General features: G+C 67.4%; 18 protein-coding genes. 7 read left to right on the plus strand and 11 right to left on the minus strand.

The window, feature by feature from the left end; all coding sequences use genetic code 11:
• Positions 1-46: 46 nt before the first annotated feature.
• Together zapE and AC5P7E_RS03510 are read right to left on the minus strand one after the other, a co-directional pair.
• Positions 47-1147, minus strand: coding sequence for a cell division protein ZapE (zapE, locus tag AC5P7E_RS03505; RefSeq protein ID WP_044569373.1), 1101 nt, complete (start codon positions 1145-1147; stop codon positions 47-49).
• Positions 1144-1815: an alpha/beta hydrolase gene (locus tag AC5P7E_RS03510; RefSeq protein ID WP_049460816.1), complete on the minus strand. Its 672-nt coding sequence runs from the start codon at positions 1813-1815 to the stop codon at positions 1144-1146. Before AC5P7E_RS03510 ends, zapE begins: the two co-directional genes overlap by 4 nt.
• A gap of 43 nt (positions 1816-1858) precedes the next feature.
• On the opposite strand from AC5P7E_RS03510, the gene AC5P7E_RS03515 reads away from it, so the two are divergent.
• Positions 1859-2716, plus strand: a complete 858-nt coding sequence (locus AC5P7E_RS03515) for an EamA family transporter (RefSeq protein ID WP_114618799.1) — start codon at positions 1859-1861, stop codon at positions 2714-2716.
• Between the two features lie 301 nt (positions 2717-3017).
• On the opposite strand, the gene AC5P7E_RS03520 is transcribed toward AC5P7E_RS03515, so the two are convergent.
• The 3 genes from AC5P7E_RS03520 to AC5P7E_RS03530 form a co-directional block, all read right to left on the minus strand.
• The gene (locus AC5P7E_RS03520) at positions 3018-4463 is read right to left on the minus strand and encodes an ExeM/NucH family extracellular endonuclease (RefSeq protein ID WP_005411927.1); all 1446 of its coding nucleotides are present in this window, start codon (positions 4461-4463) and stop codon (positions 3018-3020) included.
• A 310-nt stretch (positions 4464-4773) separates the two neighbouring features.
• Positions 4774-5292, minus strand: coding sequence for a c-type cytochrome (locus AC5P7E_RS03525; RefSeq protein ID WP_005407662.1), 519 nt, complete (start codon positions 5290-5292; stop codon positions 4774-4776).
• A gap of 205 nt (positions 5293-5497) precedes the next feature.
• A complete protein-coding gene (locus AC5P7E_RS03530; RefSeq protein ID WP_005407661.1) occupies positions 5498-6106 on the minus strand; it encodes a TetR/AcrR family transcriptional regulator in 609 nt (202 codons plus the stop codon).
• A gap of 161 nt (positions 6107-6267) precedes the next feature.
• Between AC5P7E_RS03530 and AC5P7E_RS03535 the strand changes: the two genes are divergently transcribed.
• Genes AC5P7E_RS03535 through AC5P7E_RS03545 form a run of 3 tightly spaced genes read left to right on the plus strand, consistent with a single transcriptional unit; the run spans position 6268 to position 11076 of the window.
• Positions 6268-7431, plus strand: a complete 1164-nt coding sequence (locus AC5P7E_RS03535) for an isovaleryl-CoA dehydrogenase (RefSeq protein ID WP_005407660.1) — start codon at positions 6268-6270, stop codon at positions 7429-7431.
• A 10-nt stretch (positions 7432-7441) separates the two neighbouring features.
• Positions 7442-9052, plus strand: a complete 1611-nt coding sequence (locus tag AC5P7E_RS03540; RefSeq protein WP_100438222.1) for a carboxyl transferase domain-containing protein — start codon at positions 7442-7444, stop codon at positions 9050-9052.
• Between the two features lie 8 nt (positions 9053-9060).
• The gene (locus AC5P7E_RS03545) at positions 9061-11076 is read left to right on the plus strand and encodes an acetyl/propionyl/methylcrotonyl-CoA carboxylase subunit alpha (protein WP_414490342.1); all 2016 of its coding nucleotides are present in this window, start codon (positions 9061-9063) and stop codon (positions 11074-11076) included.
• Between the two features lie 21 nt (positions 11077-11097).
• Here the strand turns inward: AC5P7E_RS03545 and AC5P7E_RS03550 are convergent, their stop codons facing one another.
• Positions 11098-12267 (minus strand): putative peptide maturation dehydrogenase, encoded by a 1170-nt coding sequence (locus AC5P7E_RS03550; RefSeq protein ID WP_043035409.1) that lies wholly within the window; start codon positions 12265-12267, stop codon positions 11098-11100.
• A gap of 143 nt (positions 12268-12410) precedes the next feature.
• Here AC5P7E_RS03550 and AC5P7E_RS03555 point away from each other — a divergent pair, with 143 nt between their 5' ends.
• Positions 12411-12716 (plus strand): NHLP-related RiPP peptide, encoded by a 306-nt coding sequence (locus tag AC5P7E_RS03555; protein ID WP_033833258.1) that lies wholly within the window; start codon positions 12411-12413, stop codon positions 12714-12716.
• Here the strand turns inward: AC5P7E_RS03555 and AC5P7E_RS03560 are convergent.
• The 4 genes from AC5P7E_RS03560 to aceB form a co-directional block, all read right to left on the minus strand.
• On the minus strand, positions 12689-15226 hold the full coding sequence (locus AC5P7E_RS03560) for a putative peptide modification system cyclase (RefSeq protein WP_114618798.1): 2538 nt from the start codon (positions 15224-15226) through the stop codon (positions 12689-12691). The genes AC5P7E_RS03555 and AC5P7E_RS03560 overlap by 28 nt on opposite strands.
• Positions 15227-15243: 17 nt before the next feature.
• Positions 15244-16284, minus strand: a complete 1041-nt coding sequence (locus AC5P7E_RS03565; protein WP_024956231.1) for a GGDEF domain-containing protein — start codon at positions 16282-16284, stop codon at positions 15244-15246.
• 416 nt (positions 16285-16700) lie between these two features.
• Positions 16701-18002, minus strand: a complete 1302-nt coding sequence (gene aceA, locus AC5P7E_RS03570) for an isocitrate lyase (RefSeq protein ID WP_114618797.1) — start codon at positions 18000-18002, stop codon at positions 16701-16703.
• A 64-nt stretch (positions 18003-18066) separates the two neighbouring features.
• A complete protein-coding gene (gene aceB, locus AC5P7E_RS03575; RefSeq protein ID WP_114618796.1) occupies positions 18067-19689 on the minus strand; it encodes a malate synthase A in 1623 nt (540 codons plus the stop codon).
• Between the two features lie 110 nt (positions 19690-19799).
• On the opposite strand from aceB, the gene AC5P7E_RS03580 reads away from it, so the two are divergent.
• Together AC5P7E_RS03580 and AC5P7E_RS03585 are read left to right on the plus strand one after the other, a co-directional pair.
• Entirely contained in the window at positions 19800-20768 is a 969-nt protein-coding gene (locus tag AC5P7E_RS03580; RefSeq protein WP_005407651.1) for a LysR family transcriptional regulator, read from the plus strand.
• A gap of 313 nt (positions 20769-21081) precedes the next feature.
• Entirely contained in the window at positions 21082-21999 is a 918-nt protein-coding gene (locus tag AC5P7E_RS03585) for a LysR family transcriptional regulator (protein ID WP_060380489.1), read from the plus strand.
• Between the two features lie 129 nt (positions 22000-22128).
• Here the strand turns inward: AC5P7E_RS03585 and AC5P7E_RS03590 are convergent, their stop codons facing one another.
• Positions 22129-23385 carry an MFS transporter gene (locus AC5P7E_RS03590; RefSeq protein WP_114618795.1) on the minus strand — a complete coding sequence of 419 codons (1257 nt, stop codon included), beginning with the start codon at positions 23383-23385 and terminating at the stop codon, positions 22129-22131.
• Position 23386: the final 1 nt, after the last annotated feature.

Consider the following 23386-nt stretch of genomic DNA (forward strand, 5'->3'; position numbering starts at 1 on the left):
GTGGTCGTGCCGGCCGCTGGCCGGCAACGCACGCCCTCAGGCCCCCTCACGCCCGGTGCGGGGTACCCAGGTACTCGGCGCTCTGCATTTCGATCAGGCGCGAGGCGGTGCGTTCGAAGGCACCTTGCAGGCGCTGGCCGGTGTACAGCTCGACCGGCGAGGTGCTGGCGGTGCAGACCAGGTTGACGTGGCGGTCGTACAGCTCGTCGATCAAGTTGACGAAGCGGCGCGCGGCATCTTCGTTCAGGCGGTCGAAGGCGGGAATGCCGCCCAGCAGCACCGTGTTGAACTCGTGCGCGATCTCGATGTAATCCGAGGGCCCGCGCGGGCCTTCGCACAGCGCGGCGAAATCGAACCAGGCGATGCTCTTGCCACGGCCGCGCACCGGAATCTTGCGGCCCTCGATCTCGATGTTGCCGGGCTTGGCCGGCTGGCCGCCGCTCAGCTCGTTCCAGCGCGTGGCCAGCCACTCATCGCTGTCGGCCGCCAGCGGTGCGCGGTATACCGGCGAGCGGGTCAGCGCGCGCATGCGGTAATCCTCGGTACCTTCGGCGTACAGCTCGACGCAGAAGCGCTGCAGCAGGCCGATGGCCGGCAGGAAACTCTCGCGCTGCAGGCCGTTGAGATACAGATTCTCGACCGCGGTATTGGAGGTGGTGACCAGGGTCACGCCCTCGGCGAACAGGCGCTCCAGCAGCCGCGCCAGCAGCATCGCATCGCCGATGTCGGTGACGAAGAACTCGTCCAGCACCAGCACGCGCAGGTTGCTGCGCCATTCCTGGGCTATCTTCGCCAGCGGGTCGCTCTGGCCCTGGTGCTCGCGCAGGCGCTCGTGGACGCTGCGCATGAAGCGATGGAAGTGGGTGCGGTACTTCTGCTTGATCGGCAGCCCGTCGTAGAACAGGTCGACCAGGAAGGTCTTGCCGCGGCCGACGCCGCCCCAGAAGTACAGGCCCTTGACCGGCTCGGGCTTCTTCCAGAACGAGGACAGGCGGTCCAGCCAACCGTCCTCGGCACTGTCCAGCAGGCCCAGGTGGATGCGGTCCAGCTCGGCCAGCGCCGCATGCTGGGCCGGGTCGTTCTGCCAGTCGCCACGGGCAACCCCTTCCGCGTACCGCTGCGACGGGGTCAGTTCCACGTCGCTCATGCCGCCGCGCCCAGCCAGTGCTTGACGCCGTGGGTCAGCGCGCCGCGCAGGTCGATCAGCTTGCGGTGGAAGAAGTGGCTGGTCTCGGGCATGCGCACCAGCTCATGCGGGAAATCCAGCGAGTCCAGCCACTGGTAGACAGCCTGCGGGTCGACGATCTCGTCCTGCTCGCCCTGGATCACCAGCCAGCGGGCCGGCGGTGCGATGCCATCGAAGTCCCAGCGACCGGCCGGCGGCGCGATCGAGATCAGCGCTTCCGGCTGCAACTCGGCTGCGGCCTTCAGTGAAACGAACGCGCCGAAGCTGAAACCGGCCAGCCACAGGCGGTCGTCCGGACGCTGGCTGCGCACCCAGGCGGCGACGGCCTTCAGGTCGTCCTGCTCGCCCACGCCATGGTCGAACTCACCGGCCGAACCACCCACGCTGCGGAAGTTGAATCGCACCGTGGCGATGCCCAGCTCGCGCAGGGTGGTGGCGGTCATGGTGACCACCTTGTTGTGCAGGGTGCCGCCTTCGGTGGACAACGGGTGGCAGATGATGGCCACGATCGGCTGCACCGGCACATCGGCCTTGGGCAGGTCGACGACCACTTCCAGCGGGCCGGCCGGGCCGTCCAGTTCGAGGCAGGCGGTTTCGCCGGGGGCGACGGGGAACGAGTGCTTGTGCATGGCACCATGATACCGTCCCCCGCCCCTGCCCTGTGCCCGTCCCATGCTCTACCTGTCTTTGGCCGTGATCTGCAGCGTGCTGGTTTCGGTGTTGTTGAAGGTGGCCGGACGCCGCCAGCTGGATGTTTCGCAGATGGTCACCTGGAACTATCTGGTGGCGGCAACGCTCACCGCCGTGGTGCTGCAGCCGCCGCTGGATTCGCTGCGCGCGCCGCACGCGCCGTGGCTGTCATTGCTGGCGCTGGCGGTGGTGCTGCCCTCGATTTTCCTGGTGCTGGGCCGCGCGGTGGCGGTGGCCGGCATCGTCCGCAGCGACGTGGCGCAGCGGCTGTCGCTGCTGCTGTCATTGGCCGCCGCCTTCCTGTTCTTCGGCCAGACTGCCACGCCGTGGAAGCTGGCCGGGCTCGGCCTGGGCCTGCTGGCGATGGTAGCCATCAGCCTGCGCCCGCGCGGACCGGCGGTGGCGTCCTCGCCCGGTGGCTGGGGCTGGCTGCTGGGGGTATGGGCTGGGTTTGCGGTGGTGGACGTGCTGCTCAAGCAGGTGGCGCTGTCCGGCACGCCGTCGATGGCGGCGGTGCTCGCCAGCTTCAGCGTGGCCTTCGTGCTGATGCTGGCGCTGCAGCTGTGGCGGCATGCGCGTGGCCGCAGCCGGCTGGCCTGGCGCAATCTGGGCGCGGGCGCGCTGCTGGGCCTGCTCAATGGCGGCAACATCCTCTTCTATGTGCACGCCCACCAGTCGATGCCGGACAACCCGGCCACCGTGTTCGCCGGCATGAACATCGGCGTGGTGGTGCTGGGCGCGCTGGTGGGCGTGTTCGCCTTCGGCGAGGCGACCACCCGGTGGAACCGCGCCGGCCTGGCGCTGGCGGTGCTGGCGATCGGGTTGATCGCCTGGGGATGAGCGTTGGTTGCGGCGGGCCATTTCCGCGCCCGCGGTGGGATGTCACTTTTCTTTTCGCGCGAAAAGAAAAGTAACCAAAAGAAACGCGCCGCCAGCCGCGAGCCGGTGCTGTGCACCGGTACCCTGCGCTTCTCGATTAACCAGGGGACGGCGCCGAACTCGCTGCGCTCAAACATCGGCGCCTCTTCGCCCCTGATTCACCTGCGATGCTCGGCTCGCTTGAAGACGGACTGGAAGATCAAAAGCAACGGCAGGATCCGTGCCGATCAAGGTCCCTCCCAGAGCAGATCCCCGCCGAACCTTATCTGTCGAAACCCAACAACAGCGGGTCGTGGTCGGAGCTGCGCCACGGGCCCTGCACGTTGCGGCCCTGGTAGCCGCTGGCGTCCTGTTCGTCGGCATTGCTGTGCCACTCGGCGGCACCGCGCAGGCGCTTGGCCATGCCCGGGCTCAGCAGCGCGTGGTCGAGGCGGCCAGTATGGCCGTTGTAGACGTAGCTGTAGGGATGCTCGACCTTGGCGACCTTGAACGCGTCCTGCCAGCCCAGGTCATGCAGGGTGCGGATCGGGTCTTCCATCGCGTAGGCATTGAAATCGCCGAGCAGCACCACGTCCTTTGCACCGGTACCGGTCGGGTCGGTCTGCAGCCAGGCGTGCAGCTGCTGCGCCGAGATCACGCGGGTGGCGTTCCAGCAGCCCTGGTTGTCGTTGCGGTCGGCGTCGGCACCGGCGGCGTCGCGGCAGCCCTTTGACTTGAAGTGGTTGGCCACCACCACGAACGGCGCGCCCTGCTTGCCCTGGAAGGCCTGCGCCAGCGGCACGCGGCTGTGCTCGACGAACGGGCCACCGGTCAGCGTGGCCGGCTTGCCCAGCGGCTGCAGGCGGCTGCTGCGGTAGATGATGCCAACCCGGATCGGATTGTCGCCGGGGCCGTTGCCGGCATCGACGAAGCGCCAGTCGCCCTGCGCGCCACGGTCGCGGTTGAGTGCGTCGACCAGTTCGGCAATGGCCGACTGCGGACCATAGCCATCGTTCTCCAGTTCCATCAGCGCGGCGACATCGGCGCCCAGCGCGTTGACCGTGGTGACCAGCTTGGCCACCTGCGCCTTGTGCTCGTCCAGCGTGCGCGCACCACGCAGGGTCGGGAAGCCACCGCCCTGGCCATCACCATTGAAGAAGTTCTCCAGGTTGAAGGCCGCCACGTGCAGGCTGCCCGGCACGGTCGGCACCGCCGGACGCTTCAGCTCCGGCAGCTTCAGCACGCCTTCGACCTGCAGGCGCGGATGGCCCTGTGCGTCCACGCGCACGATGCCCTGCACATCGCGCAGCTGCATGCCGGTGCGCAGCACCGGGTGGGCCGGCAGGTAGGCCACGCTGGCCGGGTCGCGGGCATCGCTGCCGTCGTCCAGCACCAGCCGGCGGCGCTGGTTGTCGGCCATCACCTGCTCGTAGCCGGCAGTACCCGGCGCGGCCACTTCGGTGGGCTGCCAGAGACGGCCATCGAAGGCCACGGTGAGCTGGCCAAAGCGCTCAAGGCCGTCGGTACCGGCCAGGGTGAGCGGTGCGGCGATGCGCACGCGCTGGCCATCCAGCACACGCCAGTCGGCCGGCGCGGCGGTCAGCACCACGGTGGCGCTGCTGCGCGCGGCCGAGGGCGACGCGACCGGTGCGGCCTGCGGCTGGGCCTGGGCAAAGGCGCCGGCCGGCAGCAGCAGGGACAGGGCAAGGGCGAGGGAACGGCGGCGCATCAACGGGCGACTCCATGGAAGAGGCGCACAGACTAACCCTGAAATGCGAAACCCCAGCGACGCGCGCGGTTTTGGCCTTGGCCGGCAAAGCCGCCGGCGGCAGACGGAGAACGACCGCGGCGATTGGGGCGACCGGCGGGTAGAGTCGACTGTTAATCGACTATCGCGCGCAGCGCGGGCTTTTTCGGTGGCGTTGGGAAGAGCAGTCGACCAACAGTCGACTCTACTCCCTTCCCGCGGTTCCGCCATCCCGTTCGGCGGTTCCATGTTTCGACGTTTCCGCCGTTTCGCGGTTTGGCCGTCCCGGCGCCTACTTCAGGTTGCCCAGCATCCAGTCCACGGTGGCGTGGATCTGTTCCTCGGTCAGCGCCGGGTTGCCACCCTTGGGCGGCATGATGCCGCCATCCGGGCCGGTGTAGCCCTCGATGGCGTGCTTGTAGAGGGTGTCCTTGCCCTGCGCGATGCGCTTGTCCCAGTGCGAATGGTCCAGCGTCGGCGCCATGCCCACGCCAGTGGTGTGGCAGGCGGTGCACAGGTTGTCGAAGATGACCTTGCCGTCCTTGGTGCCGCCGTAGGCCACCTGCGAGGCGGCCTTGGCCAGCGCGGCGGCCTTGGCCGCAGCCTGCGCGGCGGCGCCGGTGCTGCCGGCATAGACCGCGCCGGTGGGCGAGATGCGCTGTTCGGTGCGCTTGGCCGCAGTCGGCGACACCTCGGGCGGAATCCGGGTGTGGATGTAGGCGGCTAGGAGGATGAGGCCGAGGGTGATGGTCGCCAGCAGCGCGATCACCATGGAGAAGCGTTTCAGGAACTCCAGATCGTAATTCCGCACTCTTCGTTACCCCTGGCTGATAGTCGTTGGACCACGGCTGAGCGACTGCGTGATGGACCGAGTATAGAACGCGCTTTGCGTGCGACAACAGGCGTCACTGCTGGTGCGGCGCAACATGCCGGCCCGGTAGTGCCGGCCGCTGGCCGGCATCGCCATCCCGCCGGATGGATCGTGCAGAAGCCGGCCAGCGGCCGGCTCTACCACGTTACCGGGCGCCGATCGCGCGCAGGCAGAAGCTGCAGATCGCATCCACCAGCGCGTCTTCGTCGCGGTGCGCTTCGCGGCTGGGTGCGGTCGGGCCGACCATCGCCTCGGTGAAGGCGCCGACCAGGCAGGCGGCGGCCACATGCGCGTCCTGCGCCGGCAGCTCACCGGCGGCCACGCCCTCCTCCACCAGCCGCAGGAAGACATCCCCAAAGGCACGACGGCCACGCATGCGTTCGGCTTCCACGTCCGGGTCGACCGGCTCGACGATGAAGGCATGCGCCAGCCCCGGCCCGGCCAGGGCGCGGCGAACGAAGGCGGTGATCGCCAGCCGCAGGCGCTCGCTGGCCACCTCCGGACCACTGGCGATGCGCTCCATGATCGCGACCTCGTGGGCCACCGCGGCGTTGAGCACCTCCACGAACAGCTCGGCCTTGGACGGGAAATGGCGATAGATCAGGCCAGTGGATACCCCCGCCTGGGTTGCCACGGCGGTCACCGGGGCGTTGCGCCAGCCGCCGGTGGCGACCAGCTCACGGGTGGCCAGCAGGATCCGTTCACGGGCCCCAGCCAGGCGTTCTTCCATCAGTGCAGAGCGTTTGTAGGCCATGTTTTGATTCTGGTTTCAATTTTTGAATTTGTATTCACTTCTTATCCGAACCCCGCTACGCTGGGGTCCAATCGCCCGTGCGGGCAGCGGTCCTGCAGACCGCCGCCCGCTCCCCCGCCGGGTGCGTCCATTTCCTGCCATCCCGTCGTGGAGCCACCACAATGCACGTGCCATCCCTGAACTTCGACCTTGGCGAAGACATCGACCTGCTGCGCCAGAGCGTGGCCCATTTTGCCGCCGCCGAGGTCGCACCGCTGGCCGCCGAGGCCGATGCCAGCAACCAGTTCCCGCTGGCCCTGTGGCCGAAGCTGGGCGAACAGGGCCTGCTCGGCCTCACCGTGGAAGAAGCATACGGCGGCACCGGCATGGGCTACCTGGCCCATGTGGTGGCGATGGAAGAGATCTCGCGTGCCTCCGGCGGCATCGGCCTGTCCTATGGCGCGCATTCCAACCTGTGCGTGAACCAGCTGCGCAAGAACGGCAACGAAGAACAGAAGCAGCGCTTCCTGCCCGGCCTGTGCGACGGCAGCCTGGTCGGTGCGCTGGCGATGAGCGAGCCGGGTGCCGGTTCGGACGTGGTGTCGATGAAGCTGCGCGCCGACAAGCGCGGCGACCGCTACGTGCTCAACGGCAACAAGATGTGGATCACCAACGGCCCGGATGCCGACGTGCTGGTGGTCTATGCCAAGACCGACATGGACGCCGGCGCCAAGGGCATCACCGCGTTCCTGGTCGAGAAGGGCATGAAGGGCTTCTCCACCGCGCAGAAGCTGGACAAGCTGGGCATGCGCTCCTCGCCCACCTGCGAGCTGGTGTTCCAGGACTGCGAAGTGCCGGAAGAAAACGTGCTGGGCCAGGTTGGCGGTGGCGTGCGCGTGCTGATGTCCGGCCTGGACTACGAGCGCGTGGTGCTGTCCGGCGGCCCGCTGGGCCTGATGGCCGCGGCGATGGACGTGGTGATGCCGTACGTGCACGAGCGCCACCAGTTCGGTGAGGCGATCGGCAGCTTCCAGCTGATCCAGGCCAAGATCGCCGACATGTACGTCGGCCTGGGCGCCTGCCGCGCCTATGTCTATGCCGTGGCGCGCGCCTGCGACCAGGGCCGCACCACCCGCCAGGACGCCGCCGGTGCCATCCTGTACGCCGCCGAGAAGGCCACCTGGCTGACCGGCCAGGCGATCCAGATCCTGGGCGGCAACGGCTACATCAACGAATACCCGACCGGCCGCTTGTGGCGCGACGCCAAGCTGTATGAAATCGGCGCCGGCACCTCGGAGATCCGCCGCATGCTGATCGGCCGCGAACTGTTCCAGCGCACCCTGTAAGGCCACCGCGATGACCGTCCTGAACAGCCAGCTGCAACCGGGCAGCGATACCTTTGAAGCCAACCGCGCGGCCATGCAGGCCGTGGTCGACGATCTGCACGCCACCCTGGCGCGCACCGCGCTGGGTGGCAGCGAAGCCGCACGCGCCAAGCACACCGCGCGCGGCAAGCTACTGGTGCGCGACCGCATCGACGCCCTGCTCGACCCCGGCAGCGCCTTCCTCGAAATCGCGCCGCTGGCCGCGCATGGCATGTATGAAGACGCCGTGCCAGCCGCCGGCGTGGTGGCCGGCATCGGCCGGGTGAGCGGCGTGGAGTGCGTGATCGTGGCCAACGATGCCACGGTCAAGGGCGGCACCTACTATCCCATGACGGTGAAGAAGCACCTGCGCGCGCAGGAGATCGCCGAGCAGAACCACCTGCCCTGCATCTACCTGGTCGATTCCGGCGGCGCGTTCCTGCCGCTGCAGGACGAAGTCTTCCCCGACCGCGACCATTTCGGCCGCATCTTCTACAACCAGGCCAACCTGTCGGCGCAGGGCATTCCGCAGATCGCCTGCGTGATGGGCAGCTGCACCGCTGGTGGCGCCTACGTGCCGGCGATGAGCGACGAGACGGTGATCGTGCGCGAGCAGGGCACGATCTTCCTCGGCGGCCCGCCGCTGGTGAAGGCGGCCACCGGTGAAGTAGTGACCGCCGAGGAACTGGGCGGCGCCGAAGTGCACACCCGCATATCCGGCGTGGCCGACCACATGGCTGACAACGATCTGCAGGCACTGGCACGGGTGCGTGCGATCATCGCGCAGCTGAACTGGCGCAAGCCGGAACCGGCGATGGCGGTGCAGGCCAGCGAAGAACCGCTGCTGCCGGCACACGAACTGTACGGTGTGATCCCGGCCGATACGCGCAAGCCCTACGACGTGCGCGAAGTGATCGCGCGCCTGGTCGATGGCTCGCGCTTCGACGAGTTCAAGCCGCGCTATGGCGCAACGTTGGTCACCGGCTTCGCCCATCTGAACGGCTACCCGATCGGCATCATCGCCAACAACGGCATCCTGTTCTCCGAGTCGGCGCTGAAGGGCGCGCACTTCATCGAGCTGTGCACCCAGCGCAACATTCCGCTGGTGTTCCTGCAGAACATCACCGGCTTCATGGTCGGCCGCAAGTACGAACAGGGCGGCATCGCCAAGGACGGCGCCAAGCTGGTGATGGCGGTGGCCTGCGCCAAGGTTCCCAAGTTCACCGTGGTGATCGGCGGTTCGTTCGGCGCCGGCAACTACGGCATGTGCGGCCGCGCGTACTCGCCGAACTTCCTGTGGATGTGGCCGAACGCACGCATCGGCGTGATGGGCGGCGAGCAGGCCGCCAGCGTGCTGGCCACGGTCAAGCGCGATGGCATCGAAGCCAAGGGCGGCCAGTGGCCGGCTGCGGAGGAAGACGCGTTCAAGGCGCCGATCCGCGACCAGTTCGAGCAGCAGGGCCACCCGTACTACGCCAGCGCGCGCCTGTGGGACGACGGCGTGATCGATCCGGCCGACACCCGCCGGGTGCTGGCCCTGGCGCTGTCGGCCAGCCTCAACGCCGCCCCGCAGCAGACGCGCTTCGGCGTGTTCCGCATGTAATCCATGCCATGACCGAGCACGCTCCCATGAAGCCCGTTGCCATGTTCACCAAAGTCCTGATCGCCAACCGTGGCGAAATCGCCTGTCGCGTCATCGCCACCTGCCGCCGCCTCGGCATCGCCACCGTGGCGGTGTATTCCGATGCCGACCGCAACGCGCGCCACGTGCGCCTGGCCGACGAAGCCATCCACATTGGTCCGGCCGCCGCGCGTGAGAGCTACCTGCGCGGCGATGCGCTGCTCGACGCGGCACGCGCGACCGGCGCGCAGGCCATCCACCCCGGCTACGGCTTCCTGTCCGAGAATGCCGACTTCGCCGATGCCTGCGCCGCCGCCGGCATCACCTTCATCGGGCCGCCGGCCAGCGCCATCCGCGCGATGGGCGACAAGAGCGCGGCCAAGGCGCTGATGGCCAAGGCGGGTGTACCGCTGACCCCGGGCTACCACGGCGACCAGCAGGCACCGGACTTCCTGCGCACGCAGGCCGACGCCATCGGCTACCCGGTACTGATCAAGGCCAGCGCCGGTGGCGGTGGCAAGGGCATGCGCAAGGTCGAGCGCAGCGAGGACTTCGTCGATGCGCTGGCCAGCTGCCAGCGCGAGGCGGCCTCGGCGTTCGGCAACGACCACGTGCTGGTCGAGAAGTATGTCGAGCGCCCGCGCCATATCGAGATCCAGGTATTCGGCGACAGCCACGGTGACGCGGTGTACCTGTTCGAGCGCGATTGCTCGGTGCAGCGCCGCCACCAGAAAGTACTGGAAGAGGCTCCCGCCCCAGGCATGAGTGCCGAGCGCCGCGCCGCGATGGGCCAGGCCGCGGTCGATGCCGCGCGCGCGGTGGGCTACGTCGGTGCCGGCACGGTGGAGTTCATCGCCGGCCCGGACGGCGATTTCTACTTCATGGAAATGAACACCCGCCTGCAGGTCGAGCACCCGGTCACCGAGTACATCACCGGTACCGACCTGGTGGAATGGCAGCTGCGCGTGGCCTCGGGCCAGCCGCTGCCGCTGCGCCAGGAGCAGCTGGCCATCCACGGCCACGCGATCGAAGCGCGCCTGTATGCCGAAGATGCCGACCGTGGCTTCCTGCCCTCCACCGGCACCCTGCGCCGCCTGCGCCTGCCGGCCCCGTCGGCCCATGTGCGCGTGGATACCGGCGTGGAGGAAGGCGACAGCATCACCCCGTACTACGACCCGATGATTGCCAAGCTGATCGTCTGGGACGTGGACCGCGATGCCGCGCTGCGCCGCATGAGCCAGGCGCTGGCCGACTGCCAGGTGGTAGGCGTGACCACCAATGCCGGCTTCCTGCGCCGGCTGGTGAATACCGATTCGTTCGCGCACGCCAGGCTGGATACCGCGCTGATCGAACGCGAACAGGCGGCATTGAGCGCAGTGGGCGACACGGATGATGCCCTGTGGCAGCTGGCCGCCGTGGCCGCTGTTGCAAGCACTGCCGGTGCCACCACCGATGCCCGTGACCCGCATTCGCCATGGCAGGCACAGGACGGCTGGCGCCTCGGCGCGTCTGCGCCGCGCGTGCTGCCGCTGCAGCAGGGCGAGCGCCGGCACACGCTGAAGGTCTGGACGCAGGCCGGTGGCTGGCGCGTGCAATGCGATGACGCGGCACCGATGCGGGTGACCGGCACGGCCGATGCACAGGGGCTGGCGGTACAGCTGGGCGAGCGCCGCTGGACTCTGCAGCTGCTGCGCGACGGTGACCAGCTGTATCTGTTCGGCGCCGATGGCCAGCACCGTTTCACCCTGCATGATCCCGTGGGCGAATCAGACCACGCCGTGGCCGATGCCGGCAGCCTGCTGGCGCCGATGCCGGGCAGGATCGTCGCCACGCTGGTCGCCGCCGGTACCGAGGTCAAGCGCGGCACGCCGCTGGTGGTGCTGGAAGCGATGAAGATGGAGCACACCCTGCAGGCACCGGCCGATGGCACGGTGAAGGGCTATCGCGCCAAAGCCGGCGACCAGGTGGGTGATGGCGCGGTGCTGGTGGACTTCGACGCGGCGTGATGCAGCAGAGGCCGCGCGGGGTCAGCCCGCGCGGTCTTCAAGGTTCCAGATCACGCCTGCCGGGTCCAGTTCGCTGGTCGTCATCCGTGATGCACGCCATCCGAAACCGCAGACCGCGAGTACCCCCTCGTTGATCGTGTCCAGGCCCAGGGCACGTTCGATGGGCTTTTCGTTGATCGCTGCAGTAATGAATGCTCCCAGGCCGGCATCCGTGGCCGCCAGGTACAGCGTCTGGGATAGATGTCCCGCCTCCATCGCGACAACCCGATAGCTTTTCCCATGCTGGCGATACTTCCAGTACGTCCTGTTGAAACGCGGGGCCAGGACCACCAGCACGTGCGCATCCGCGAACCAGTGCTGCTGCCCGACCATGGACATCACGAAGTCGCGATCGATGGCCACGGGGCACTCAACCGGCATCAGTCCGTGGCCCTGCGCTCGATAGAGGTACATGCCCGCGGCAAGTCCATCGACATTGCGCACCAGCACGTAGGCTTCCACAGGATGCAGTCCGCCGCCCGAAGGTACGTTCTTCTTCAGGAACACCAGATCATCGCCTTCGCGCTGGCAGCTGCTGCTGCCGAATGCCCGTTGCAGCATCTGGCTCAGCAGGGACAGCGGCAGTGATCGGGTGACATCGAAGTTCCGGCAGGTGACGCGCCGCGCCAGCAGTGCGTCGAAATCGTTGGACTGCTGAGGCGGCAGTGGTACCAACCCAGCGTCGGCAGCGGCAGCGTGCGGTGGCGGCGGTCCCAACGTCCTGCGCATCTGCGAGGCCGTTTCGATCTGTGATTCACGCATGTTGCGAACGGCGTCAACATCCTCCCAGCGTGAGAAGGCATGCATGACCGCAGCCAGGGGGTGCCAATGCGTTGCACGCAGCCGCTCGTCACGAGCGGCAACATCGTCATCCTGTCCGCGGATCAACACCAGGCCACTGGCGATCAGCAGGTCCATCGCGGGTGAACAGGCCTCCCCTGCCTCAAGCGTGGTCCATGCACTTGGGCTCAGACTTCCCAGCAGTGCCTGTGCCGCAGCGTCCAGCACCACCGGTCCATCCAGGTGGGGGGCGAGTGCCTCCCAGGCAAGCGTGCGCACCAGCCCATCACCACCGCGCAGCAGGCCCTCAAACTCAAACCGGATCTGCTCGGTGGGCTGTACCACTACGATCGCGCAGCGCCTGACATCCATCGGATCAGCCCTTCCTTCATCGTGAATCCACGTTATCGAACCGCGACCCGATTCCTTTACATCTCCCGCTCTACCCTCTCAAGAACCGCTTTGCCAAGCCGACATCACCACTGCCCCTCGACACTCCATGGATGCAGGACACAATGCCCACGTTGACGCTCTCGCTGCCGGTCGCAAGGACGCTGGTTCAGCGCCTCGCCACCGATGACACCTTCCGCCAGCTCTTCGCCACCGACACGGCTGCCGCGATACTGCTGGCTGGACACGTTCCATCCAACCCGGCTGACCTTCAGCAGTTCGTCCAGGATTGCTGCAAGAACATCTGCCTGGCGGAGAAAGACGTCATCGCACAGGCCGAAGACCAGATCATCGCCATGCTGACCAGTGGTACCGGCTACTCCGTGCCGATGCTGGAGGACGGTTACGGCTCGCCGCGCACGCTGCGCTGAGGCATCGAGGCCATGGTGTCGGCGGCCTCGATTGCCGGCGCCGCCATGAGCCTCCGCACATCCACTACGTTAAGCGCCTGCAGGCAGAAGCTGCATTGCGCTTCTGCATATGCAAATCCGGGGCGATCACGCAGCCAACGCGTCTGCTCCTGGGCAACATCCTTCAGGCCCGCCTCCAGCGCCAGGTCACGCACTGCCAGCCGCACCTGCAGGCGTGGCTGCTTCTTCAACAGCGGTACGAGCAGGTCCAGCCCGGCCTGGGGCCGGCCCTCATGCTGCATCATCCGCCCGGCCAACAGGGTGACGTACTGGCGCAACACGCTGCTGTCAGGGAGATCCTGAAGCGCGTTCATCCGGGCCTGGACCGCCTTGGCCGGTGCGGCATCGCCCAGTCTCAGTGCCAGCAAGGCTGCCGCGTGTGCTGCAACCAGGCGATCCACTACCTCCACCGCGGGTTCGCCGCTCAGCTCTGCGAACGGCGCGGTCGCGGCCACGCGCGCCACCATCAGCGCCTTCGACCTTCTGCCGGCCATCATGTAGGCGACGGCCAGGGGCATGTCGAAGTTGTACCGATCCATGCCCTGGCGCTGTCCGGCAAGCATCCTTCCCTGTTCGGCGAGCTTGATGGCGCCCTCGACATCGCCTTGGTCAAGCGCAATCGTGGTAGCGAAATTGCCAGCATGGAAGTTGCCTGGATCGATCCGCGCAAGCAGCGCATTGGCCTTCTCGAACTCGGAACGCGCTGCCGCCACCGTCGCCTGGCGCATCAATGCACCTTCCCAACCATTGCCGGCGGCACGACTGAACGCGATGTCAGCCTCTGCGTAGCGCTCGCTGGCCAGCAAGGCGCGGCCGTACTGGTCCTGCGCGATCTCAGGCAGCTCGACCCTGCTTTGTGCAACACGCCTGGAAAGCGCCAGGGCCTCGGCAAGGCGGTTCTCGTGGAAAAGATTCAGACCGGCGTTGTAGCTTGCAGGCATGTAATCCGGATACAGCTCCGCCATGCGCGCCCAGCCATCGGTGGCGCGATCCGGATCACTGATCTGCAGCGCCCAGTTCTGCACGTACAGGCGCTCGCGTGGCGTAAGGTGCCCTGATCGACGATCAGCCTCTGCCAGCAGACGCCGGGCATCGCGGTAATTCATCATGGCGAAGCGACAGCGGGCTTGGCCCAGCCATGCCAGGGCGAACTCAGGATCGACCTCGATCGCCTGCCCGAAGAATGCCATCGCGCCGTTGAAATCTCCTCGGCTGTAGCGCTTCTGGCCCAAGGCAAACGCACGCAACGCATCCATGCTGCCCGTGGTCACCTCCGGCAGGGATTGGCTGTCGCGCTGGATCAATGCGGGCTCTTCGCCCAGGCGATCGCGCAGCTGGCGCGAAACATCGTCCACCGCCGCCAGTACCGCACCCGCCTTCGCATCGGCGGATACCACGGCCAGGGTGCGCAGCGTCGACGGCTCGACCACCTCCACGCTGAAGCGGGTTCGGCCGCCGACATCGGTCGCCGATGGCACGAACACCAGGCGGGCGCCCGTGCGCACCGCCACAGCGGCGGCATCGCGACGTTCACGGACACCGCGATCCGGCGGTTTCCGCATCATCTCAAGGGTGCGGCCGACGCGGTCGTCACTGACGACGTTGACGTAGCGGGACTGCTCGAGACTGATCCGGAACGCCTGGTCCAGGGCGTCATCGAGCAGTCGATTGCCGGTGAGGTTATGCAGCCCGCCGAGCACCACCCAGTCGCGTTCGGCGAACGCGATGGCCGGCTGTGGCCGGGTCAGCAACCAGACGCCAAGCACTGCGGCCAGCAGTACGGCGGCCTGCGCCGCCATCGCCAGCGGACGGCGCCACAACGGAAGATCACGCCGGGCCTTGGCCGTGTGCCGCAGCCGCCCCGGGGTGGGCATGCCCGCCGCCTGCACGCCGTAGACTTCGGCTGGCTGGCTCACGCCCTTGAAGCGCCATCGCCCGAACGACCGCCATTGCAGGCCTTCAGCCATCGCGCCCAGCGACCCACTGGAGCGACGCACGATGGATTCGGCCACCGCCGAAAGCAGGATCTGGCCCGGGCGTGCCAACTGCATCAGGCGCGCCGCCGTCGGCTTGGCCAGGCCTTCGACTTCAATCGCCTTGGCGCCAGCCCGCACTGCCTCGGCGCTGTTCTCCCAGGTCAGCACATCGCCCACATGCAGACCGGCCCGCGCCTGCAGATGGATCTCGTGTCTCTGCCCCAGCGGCTGCAGCCCACGCTGGTAATCCAATGCGAAGCCAAGCGCGTCGATCGGGCGCTCGAACAGCATGAACAGCCCGTCGGAGCGATCGATCAGCTGGCCGTTCCAGCGCTGCTGCAGCGCCAGCACCAGGCGGTCGTGTTCCCGGAACAGTTCGGCGGCAGCGACATCGCCGATGCGTTCGACCAGCAGCAGTGAGTCACACAGGTCGGTGAACAGCAGGGCGCGCAGTTGCTGGTTGTGCGGCGCCGACGTTCCGTTGTCGCCATTCATCGCCTATGTCTCCCGATCTAGGGTGAGTCCACTGCGTCTGCCCAACGCAGGCAGTTGCCACCATCACGCTTGGCCTGGTACAGCGCACGATCCGCGCTGGCGTACCACTCGCTCCAGCCCGCATCCGGGTCCAGCAGGCTGGCGCCGATGCTGACCAGGCTGACGTGCGGCGTGCCGTGGCTGCGCTCAAGCAGGCCGTGTACCGCGCTGAGGATGAACTCTGCCGCGTGCTGCACGATCTCGTGGTTGCCACGACGCAGGATCAGGCAGAACTCGTCACCGCCGAGCCGGCAGGCCAGGTCCTGCTCGCCAGCCATCGAGCGCAGGATGTTGCCCATGCTCTGCAGCACGCGATCGCCGGCCTGGTGGCCATGGCGGTCATTGATCTGCTTGAAGCGGTCGCAGTCGATGAGCAGCAGCGCCTGCGGCAGCCCACTGCCATCGGCGCGGCATTCCTGCAGGTACAGGGTGAGGCCACGGCGGTTGTGCAGCCCGGTCAGTTCATCGGTACGCACCAGTTCACGGGTGTGGGTCAGCTGGTGGGTAGTGATGTACAGATTGTCCAGCGCGGTTTCCAGATCATGGTTGCGCCGGCGCAGCTGGCTGATCAGGGCCTGTTCGTTGGTCAGCACGCGCATGATCGTGCGGCGCAGGAAGTAGGCGACCAGGCCCGGATCGGATTCCACCAGACGATGGAAGTCGGCGGGCCCCAGCTCAAGCACCTCGCAGTCCACCAGGGCGCGCGCACTGGCGCTGCGCGGGTGATCACCCACCAGCAGGCCCAGCTCACCGAAGAACTCCTGCTGCCCGAGGGTCTTGATCACCAGGTCCTCGCCGAAATCCAGTTCGATCTGGCCTTCCAGGATCACGTACATGCGCTCGCCACGGTGGCCACGCTGGAACAGCCACTGCCCGGCATGAAGCTTGCGTGGACGGGCAAATCTGGCGAACAATGCGACCTCGGCATCGGACAGCAGCGCATGCACGATCTCGGCCATCGCCACCCGGGCGATACCTGACGTCACATCACTGTTCTCGGCCGCACCCCTGCCGGTCATTCCCTGCACCCGCCGCCAGCGTCCCCTGGTGAGCCGCGGAGCATAGCACCGCTTTAAAATGTGCGCCCTATCTCATTTTGAGCCGTGTGGTCCGCTTTCCCGGTGTGAAGGCGCACGGTGGCCGTTCTGCCCGCCACGGTCCAGGGAAAAGTCGTTCCGGATCAATCTGATGGCCACCTTCACAGGGTTTCGGCCAAGTTGCCGGACTGTGGGGTGCGCTGGATTGACGCTGCATGCGTTCATCGCGTTTCCATCGATACAACAACGCCGGCAGGTCCCCCGACCGGCCGGCGTTGCCTGGCCCTTCCCTGGCCACCCTGATCGCTCTGAGGCCCGGTAGTGCCGGCCGCTGGCCGGCAACCCATCGATGTTCCCGAAGTCCATGTAGTTGCCGGCCAGCGGCCGGCACTACCCGCTCAGGCGGCGCGTTCGCTGCGGCCGCCGTGGAACTGCTCTTCTTCGGTCGAGCCGGTCAACGCGGTGGTCGAGGACTGGCCCTGCTGGATCGCCTGGGTCACGGCATCGAAGTAGCCGGTGCCGACCTCGCGCTGGTGCTTGACCGCAGTGAAGCCACGCTCGGCCGCTTCGAACTCGGCCTCCTGAAGTTCCACGAACGCGCTCATCTGTCGGCGTGCATAGCCGTGGGCCAGGTTGAACATGCCGTAGTTCAGCGCGTGGAAGCCGGCCAGGGTGATGAACTGGAACTTGTAGCCGTAGCTGCCCAGCTCGCGCTGGAACTTCGCGATCGTTGCGTCGTCCAGGTTCTTCTTCCAGTTGAAGCTGGGCGAGCAGTTGTAGGCCAGCAGCTTGCCGGGGAACTTCGCATGGATCGCCTCGGCGAACCTGCGGGCGAACTCCAGGTCCGGCTTGCCGGTCTCGCACCACACCAGGTCGGCATAGGGCGCGTAGGCCAGGCCGCGGCTGATCGCCTGGTCCAGGCCATTGCGGGTCTTGTAGAAGCCTTCCACGGTGCGTTCGCCGGTGGCGAACGGCTTGTCGTTGCCGTCGATGTCGCTGGTCAGCAGGTCGGCGGCTTCGGCGTCGGTACGCGCCACCAGCAGGGTCGGCACGCCCAGCACGTCGGCAGCCAGGCGCGCGGCGTTGAGCTTCTCGATCGCCTCTCGGGTCGGCACCAGCACCTTGCCGCCCATGTGGCCGCACTTCTTCACCGAGGCCAGCTGGTCCTCGAAATGCACGCCGGCGGCGCCGGCCTCGATCATCGCCTTCATCAGCTCGAACGCGTTGAGCACGCCTCCGAAACCGGCCTCGGCATCGGCCACGATCGGCTGCAGGAAGTCGATGTCATCCTTGCCTTCGGCGTGGTGCAGCTGGTCGGCGCGCAGCAGCGTGTTGTTGATGCGCTTGACCACCGCCGGCACCGAATCGGCCGGGTACAGCGACTGGTCCGGATACATCTGGCCGGCCAGGTTGGCGTCGGCCGCCACCTGCCAGCCGGACAGGTAGATCGCCTTCAGCCCAGCCTTGACCTGCTGCATGGCCTGGTTTCCGGTCAGTGCACCCAGCGCGTTGACGAACTCGCGCTCATGCAGCGATGCCCACAGCTTCTCCGCGCCCAGGCGGGCCAGCGAATGCTCGATGTGGACGGTGCCGCGCAGGCGCACCACGTCAGCGGCGCTGTAGTTGCGCTTGATGCCTTCCCAGCGCGGGTTGGTATCCCAGTCGTGCTGGATCTGTTCGGCAGTGGGCAGCTTGCTCATGTCTTTCTCCAGTTCGGTTCGTGCGTGCAGCGGGGAGGGAAACGGCGGGATTGCGGGCAGTCGGTCAGTCGATGCGCGCGTAGGCCGGCAGGGTCAGGAAATCGGTCAGTTCGTTGCTGCGGCTCAGTTCGGCCAGCAGCGCGATGGCTTCACCGATGCGTGCACCACCGGGCAGCGCGGCGGTATCGCCCAGCCGCGCCGGCAGCTGCGCCAGCGTGGAATCCAGCAGGGCCAGGTCGATCGCGGTGCCATCGTCCAGTTGCTGGCCCGGCGTGTGCAGCCACTGCCACAGCTGGCTGCGGCTGATCTCGGCGGTGGCCGCGTCCTCCATCAGGTGGTGGATCGGCACGCAGCCGTTGCCATCCAGCCAGGCGGCCAGGTAGCGCACGCAGACTTCCACGTTGCCTTCGAAGCCGGCACGGGTGATGGTGCCCGGCGGCCGTGCGATCAGCTCATCGCGACCGACGCGCACGTCCTGGCGCAGCACGCTGTGCTGGTTCGCGGTAGGCATGTGCTCATCGAAGATCGCCATCGCCACCGGAATCAGTGCCGGGTGCGCGACCCAGGTGCCGTCATGGCCGGCGGTCACTTCGCGCAGCTTGTCGGCGCGCACGCGGGCCATCGCCTGCTCGTTGGCGGCGGCATCGTTGTTGATCGGGATCTGCGCGGCCATGCCACCCATCGCATGCGCACCGCGGCGATGGCAGGTCTGGATCAGCAGCTCCGAGTACGCCTTCAGGAACGGCTGGGTCATGGTCACCTGGCCGCGCTCGGGCAGCACGCGGTCGGCGTGGCGGCGGAAGGTCTTCAGGTACGAGAAGATGTAGTCCCAGCGCCCGCAGTTCAGGCCGACGATGCGGTCACGCAGCGCGTGCAGGATCTCGTCCATCTCGAACACCGCCGGCAGCGTTTCGATCAGCACCGTCACCTTGATCTGGCCATGCGGCAGGCCGAGCATGCCTTCGATGTGCGACAGCGCGGTCTCCCACAGCGCCGCCTCTTCCATGCTCTGCAGCTTGGGCAGGTAGAAGTACGGGCCGCGGTCCTTCGCCTGCAGGGTGCGGGCGTTGTGGAAGGCGAACACCGCCGCGTCGAACAGGCCACCGGCCAGCGGCTGGCCGTCGATGGCCACGTGCTTTTCGTCCAGGTGCCAGCCGCGCGGGCGCACGATCAGCACCGCCTGCTCGTCGTACGGGCGCAGGCTGTAGTGCTTGCCATTTGCAGCGGTGAATTGCAGGTCACCGCGCACCGCCGCCGCCAGCGACTGCTGGCCGGCCAGCAGGTTGCGCCAGGTCGGCGAGGTCGAATCCTCGAAGTCGGCCATGAACACCTTGGCGCCGGAGTTCAGCGCGTTGATGACCATCTTCGGGTCGGTCGGGCCGGTGATCTCGACGCGGCGGTCCTGCAGCGCGGCCGGCAGCGGGGCAACGCGCCAGTCGCCGTTGCGGATCGCGGTGGTGTCTTCGCGGAAGTCCGGCAGGCCGCCCTGGTCGAAGAACGCCTGGCGCTCGCGGCGGGCCTGCAGCCGTGCCTGCCGGTCCGGTTCCACCGCACGGTGCAGCGACACCAGCAGGGCCAGCAGCGGCGCCGGCAGCACGGTGTCCTGGCCGGCCACGCGGGTCGCCAGGGCGATGCCGGGGGTAGCCTTGCTGGCAGGGGTGGGAACAGCGGAAGCGACGGCGGACATGGGGCGACTCCAGCGGTGGGGGAACGTCTCCACGGTGCCGCTGGGCCGGAGTATTTGGCAAAACAGTTTTTGCAATGTTCTACATAAGTTGTGCTAATACTCGTGACACGATGAGCACACGCACCCCGCCAAGTCCGCGTTTTTCCTACAAATCCGACCGGCTGAAGCCGCTGCGCGCGTTCTGCCAGACCGTGCGCCTGGGTTCGGTCTCACGGGCGGCTGAGGCACTTTTCGTCAGCCAGCCGGCGATCAGCCTTCAGTTGCAGGCGCTGGAACGGGAGCTGGGGGTGCCGCTGTTCGAGCGCAGCGGGCGGCGCCTGGTGCCCAGCCGCGAGGGCCAGCTGCTGTATGAAATGGCGCAGCCACTGGTGGAAAACCTGGACGGGCTGGAGGCGCGCTTCCGCGACAAGGTGCGCGGACTGGATGCGGGCGAACTGAACATCGCCGCCAACAGTTCCACCATCCTCTACCTGCTGCCGAAGATCGTCGAACGCTTCCGCCTGCATCACCCGGACGTGCGCCTGACCCTGCACAACGCGATCAGCGCCGACGGCACCGACCTGCTGCGCGAGGATGCCGCCGACCTGGCGATCGGTTCGATGACCGATGTGCCGGCCGACCTGAGCTACGCCCCGGCCTACCGCTTCGAGCAGGTGCTGATCGCACCGCACGATCATCCGCTGGCCAGTGGCGGCGAGCTGGAGCTGGCCGACATCGCGCGCTATCCGCTGGTACTGCCGCCGAAGCGGCAGATCACCTATCGCCTGGTGGACCAGGTGTTCCAGCGCCACCGCATCGCCTACACAGTGGCACTGGAGGTCGGCGGCTGGGAGGTGATCAAGCAGTACGTGGCGATGGGCATGGGCATTTCGATCGTGCCGGCGCTGTGCCTGAACGAGGCCGACCGCGAGCGGTTGGCGGCGCGGTCGATGAAGCGCTGGTTCCCGGAACGCAGTTACGGGGTGATCGTGCGCCGGGGCAAGGCGCTCTCGGCGCAGGCGCGGGCGTTCATCGAGCTGATCCAGCCGGAGTTGTTCAGCCCGCGCGATTACGACCAGAGCGGGCATTCGGAGCGGTAAGGGGTGTTCGGCAGGGCTGCGCCCTGCACCTGCCGAATCAACGTCAACGGCAACGGCAACTGCAACGTCAAAAGCCGGGCTTCCGTGAGTTGGCGGGGTGGGTCCGGTTGCGGGGGACGCTGCAAGTACGTCCCTGTAAGCTCGGTCGCCGCATCCATGCGGCTCACGCCCCCGCAACCGGACCCACCCCGCCTTCGACAGTTGGTTGCTGCTGTTGGTGCCAGCTGCTGTTGGTGGGTGCCGACCGTTGGTCGGCACGGGATCGGATCCCATCTCTGATTCATTTCCGGCTGACGATGAATAAACTGGCCGCATGTCCATCGAACTCCGCCACCTGCGTTACTTCCTCGCTGTTGCCGATACGCTGCACTTCGGCCAGGCGGCGGAGCGGCTGGGCATGTCGCAGCCGCCGCTCAGCCAGCAGATCCGCCAGCTGGAGGACCTGATCGGTGCGCGCCTGTTCGTGCGCAGCCATCGTCGTGTGCAGCTGACGCCTGCGGGCGAGCTGCTGCAGGAACGTGCACGCGCCATCGTGCAGCAGGTGGAGACGGCGGTGGACGAGGTACAGCGCGCGCAGCGCGGTGAGCAGGGTGAACTGCACATCGGCCTGACCCGCGCCACGCCGCTGTCGCCGCAGATTCCGCGTTCGATCCTGCATTACCGCCAGCAGTATCCGCAGGTGCGGCTGCAGCTGAGCGAGATGAACACCCTGCAGCAGATCGACGCGCTGCTCGACGGGTCACTGGATGTGGGCATCATCCGCAAGCGCGCGTTGCCACCGGAACTGGTGGCGCACAGCCTGTTCGTCGATCCACTGGCGTTGATCGTGCATGCCGGGCACCCGGCCCTGCACCGGCTTTCGAAGCAGGGCACGCTGTCGCTGCGCGACTTCGCGCAGGAACCGTTCGTGGCATTCCGGCGCAGCGCGGGCGCGGGCATCCACGACCACATGATCGCGTTGTGTGCGGCTGCCGGATTCACGCCGCGCATCGTGCAGGAGGCGGGTGAAGCCTCGACGCTGATCAGCCTGGCCGCCGCGGGCCTGGGCGCCGCGATCCTGCCGTCTTCGTGCGATCACATCCGGGTGGAAGGATCGCGCTTCGTGGCGCTGGCCGATGCCGGTGCCCATTCGGAAGTGCAGCTGGCGTGGCATCGCGAACGGGTAACCCCGTTGATCCGCAATTTCGCCACGCTGCTGCGCGGGGCATTCGCCGATAGAGTCGACTGTTAGTCGACTATCGCGCGCAGCGCGGGGTTTTCGCGATCTGATGGAAGAGCAGTCGACTAACAGTCGACTCTACCTCGGCAAACCCGCCACACCGTGGTTGCCGGCCAGCGGCCGGCACTACCGTGCGTTGGGTCACGCCGTGACCGGCTGTGGCGCGCGCTGCTGCAGCGTCCAGACGATGCCACCGCCGATCAGGGTCAGCGCGGCGGCGAACGCACACACGCCAAGCCAGTCCCAGGCTGCATAGGCCAGGCCACCCACACCGCCCAGCACGCTGGACCCCAGGTAGTAGGCGAACAGGTACAGCGCCGAGGCTTCCGCACGCATCGCACCGGCGCGGCTTCCAACCCAGCTGCTGGCCACGGAATGACCACCGAAGAAGCCGAAGGTCACCAGTGCAATACCCAGCGCCATCGTGCTCAGCCACGGCATCGCCAGCAGCGCGATGCCGGCGCCGATCAGCGCGAACGAGATCGACAGGATGCGGCCGCGTCCGTAGCGCGTGGCCTGCTGGCCCATCCACGCCGAACTGAAGGTACCCACCAGATAGACGCTGAAGATCAGCCCGACCACGGTCTGGCTGAGATGGTAGGGCGGCGCCAGCAGGTGATAGCCCAGGTAGTTGTAGAGGGTGACGAACACGCCCATCAGTACGAACGAGGTGGCGAACAGCCACGGCAGGCCCGGGTCGGCGAACAGCGTGCGCCAGCGCGACGGCAACTGGCGCAGGCCATCACGGCGGGGCTGGAAGTGACGCGACGGCGGCAGCTGCAGCCACAGCAGCACGGTGCTGGCCACGGCGATGATCGAGACCACACCGATGCCCCAGCGCCAGCCCCAGTGATCGGCGATGATGCCGGCCAGCAGGCGCCCGCTCATGCCACCGATGGCGTTGCCGCCGATGTACAGGCCCATCGCCAGGCCCAGCGCACGGCTGTCCATTTCCTCGACCAGGTAGGTCATCGCCACCGCCGGTACGCCGCTCAGCGCCAGGCCAAGCAGGGTGCGCAGCACCAGCAGCGTGGTCCAGTCGTCCACCAGCGCGGTGCACAGCGACAGCATGGCCGACGCCAACAGCGCAACGATCATCAACGGGCGACGGCCGACCGCGTCGGACAGCAGGCCGGCCAGCAGCATCGCCACCGCCAGCGTGCCAGTGGTCAACGACAGCGACATCGCGCTGCCGGCGGCAGACACGCCGAAGTGGCGGCTGAACTCGGGCAGCAGTGGCTGCACCGTATACAGCAGGCCGAAGGTGGAGAAACCGGCCAGGAACAGCGCCAGCGCAGTGCGACGGAAGGCCGGCGTGCCCTGCTGGATGCGGGTCTCGGCGATAGGATCGACAGTGGGGGGGCGGCGTTCGAGGGCCGCCGCGGTTTCGCCAGTCATG

The organism is Stenotrophomonas sp. YJH_SMC_25 (assembly GCF_059369595.1).

What these genes read in the sequence shown, in the direction of transcription:
- zapE (WP_044569373.1), bottom strand. Translation starts at nt 1,147, where the DNA reads ATGAGCGACGTGGAACTGACCCCGTCGCAGCGGTACGCGGAAGGGGTT.
- AC5P7E_RS03510 (WP_049460816.1), bottom strand. Translation starts at nt 1,815, where the DNA reads ATGCACAAGCACTCGTTCCCCGTCGCCCCCGGCGAAACCGCCTGCCTC.
- AC5P7E_RS03515 (WP_114618799.1), top strand. Translation starts at nt 1,859, where the DNA reads ATGCTCTACCTGTCTTTGGCCGTGATCTGCAGCGTGCTGGTTTCGGTG.
- AC5P7E_RS03520 (WP_005411927.1), bottom strand. Translation starts at nt 4,463, where the DNA reads ATGCGCCGCCGTTCCCTCGCCCTTGCCCTGTCCCTGCTGCTGCCGGCC.
- AC5P7E_RS03530 (WP_005407661.1), bottom strand. Translation starts at nt 6,106, where the DNA reads ATGGCCTACAAACGCTCTGCACTGATGGAAGAACGCCTGGCTGGGGCC.
- AC5P7E_RS03535 (WP_005407660.1), top strand. Translation starts at nt 6,268, where the DNA reads ATGCACGTGCCATCCCTGAACTTCGACCTTGGCGAAGACATCGACCTG.
- AC5P7E_RS03540 (WP_100438222.1), top strand. Translation starts at nt 7,442, where the DNA reads ATGACCGTCCTGAACAGCCAGCTGCAACCGGGCAGCGATACCTTTGAA.
- AC5P7E_RS03545 (WP_414490342.1), top strand. Translation starts at nt 9,061, where the DNA reads ATGACCGAGCACGCTCCCATGAAGCCCGTTGCCATGTTCACCAAAGTC.
- AC5P7E_RS03550 (WP_043035409.1), bottom strand. Translation starts at nt 12,267, where the DNA reads ATGGATGTCAGGCGCTGCGCGATCGTAGTGGTACAGCCCACCGAGCAG.
- AC5P7E_RS03555 (WP_033833258.1), top strand. Translation starts at nt 12,411, where the DNA reads ATGCCCACGTTGACGCTCTCGCTGCCGGTCGCAAGGACGCTGGTTCAG.
- AC5P7E_RS03560 (WP_114618798.1), bottom strand. Translation starts at nt 15,226, where the DNA reads ATGAATGGCGACAACGGAACGTCGGCGCCGCACAACCAGCAACTGCGC.
- AC5P7E_RS03565 (WP_024956231.1), bottom strand. Translation starts at nt 16,284, where the DNA reads ATGACCGGCAGGGGTGCGGCCGAGAACAGTGATGTGACGTCAGGTATC.
- aceA (WP_114618797.1), bottom strand. Translation starts at nt 18,002, where the DNA reads ATGAGCAAGCTGCCCACTGCCGAACAGATCCAGCACGACTGGGATACC.
- aceB (WP_114618796.1), bottom strand. Translation starts at nt 19,689, where the DNA reads ATGTCCGCCGTCGCTTCCGCTGTTCCCACCCCTGCCAGCAAGGCTACC.
- AC5P7E_RS03580 (WP_005407651.1), top strand. Translation starts at nt 19,800, where the DNA reads ATGAGCACACGCACCCCGCCAAGTCCGCGTTTTTCCTACAAATCCGAC.
- AC5P7E_RS03585 (WP_060380489.1), top strand. Translation starts at nt 21,082, where the DNA reads ATGTCCATCGAACTCCGCCACCTGCGTTACTTCCTCGCTGTTGCCGAT.
- AC5P7E_RS03590 (WP_114618795.1), bottom strand. Translation starts at nt 23,385, where the DNA reads ATGACTGGCGAAACCGCGGCGGCCCTCGAACGCCGCCCCCCCACTGTC.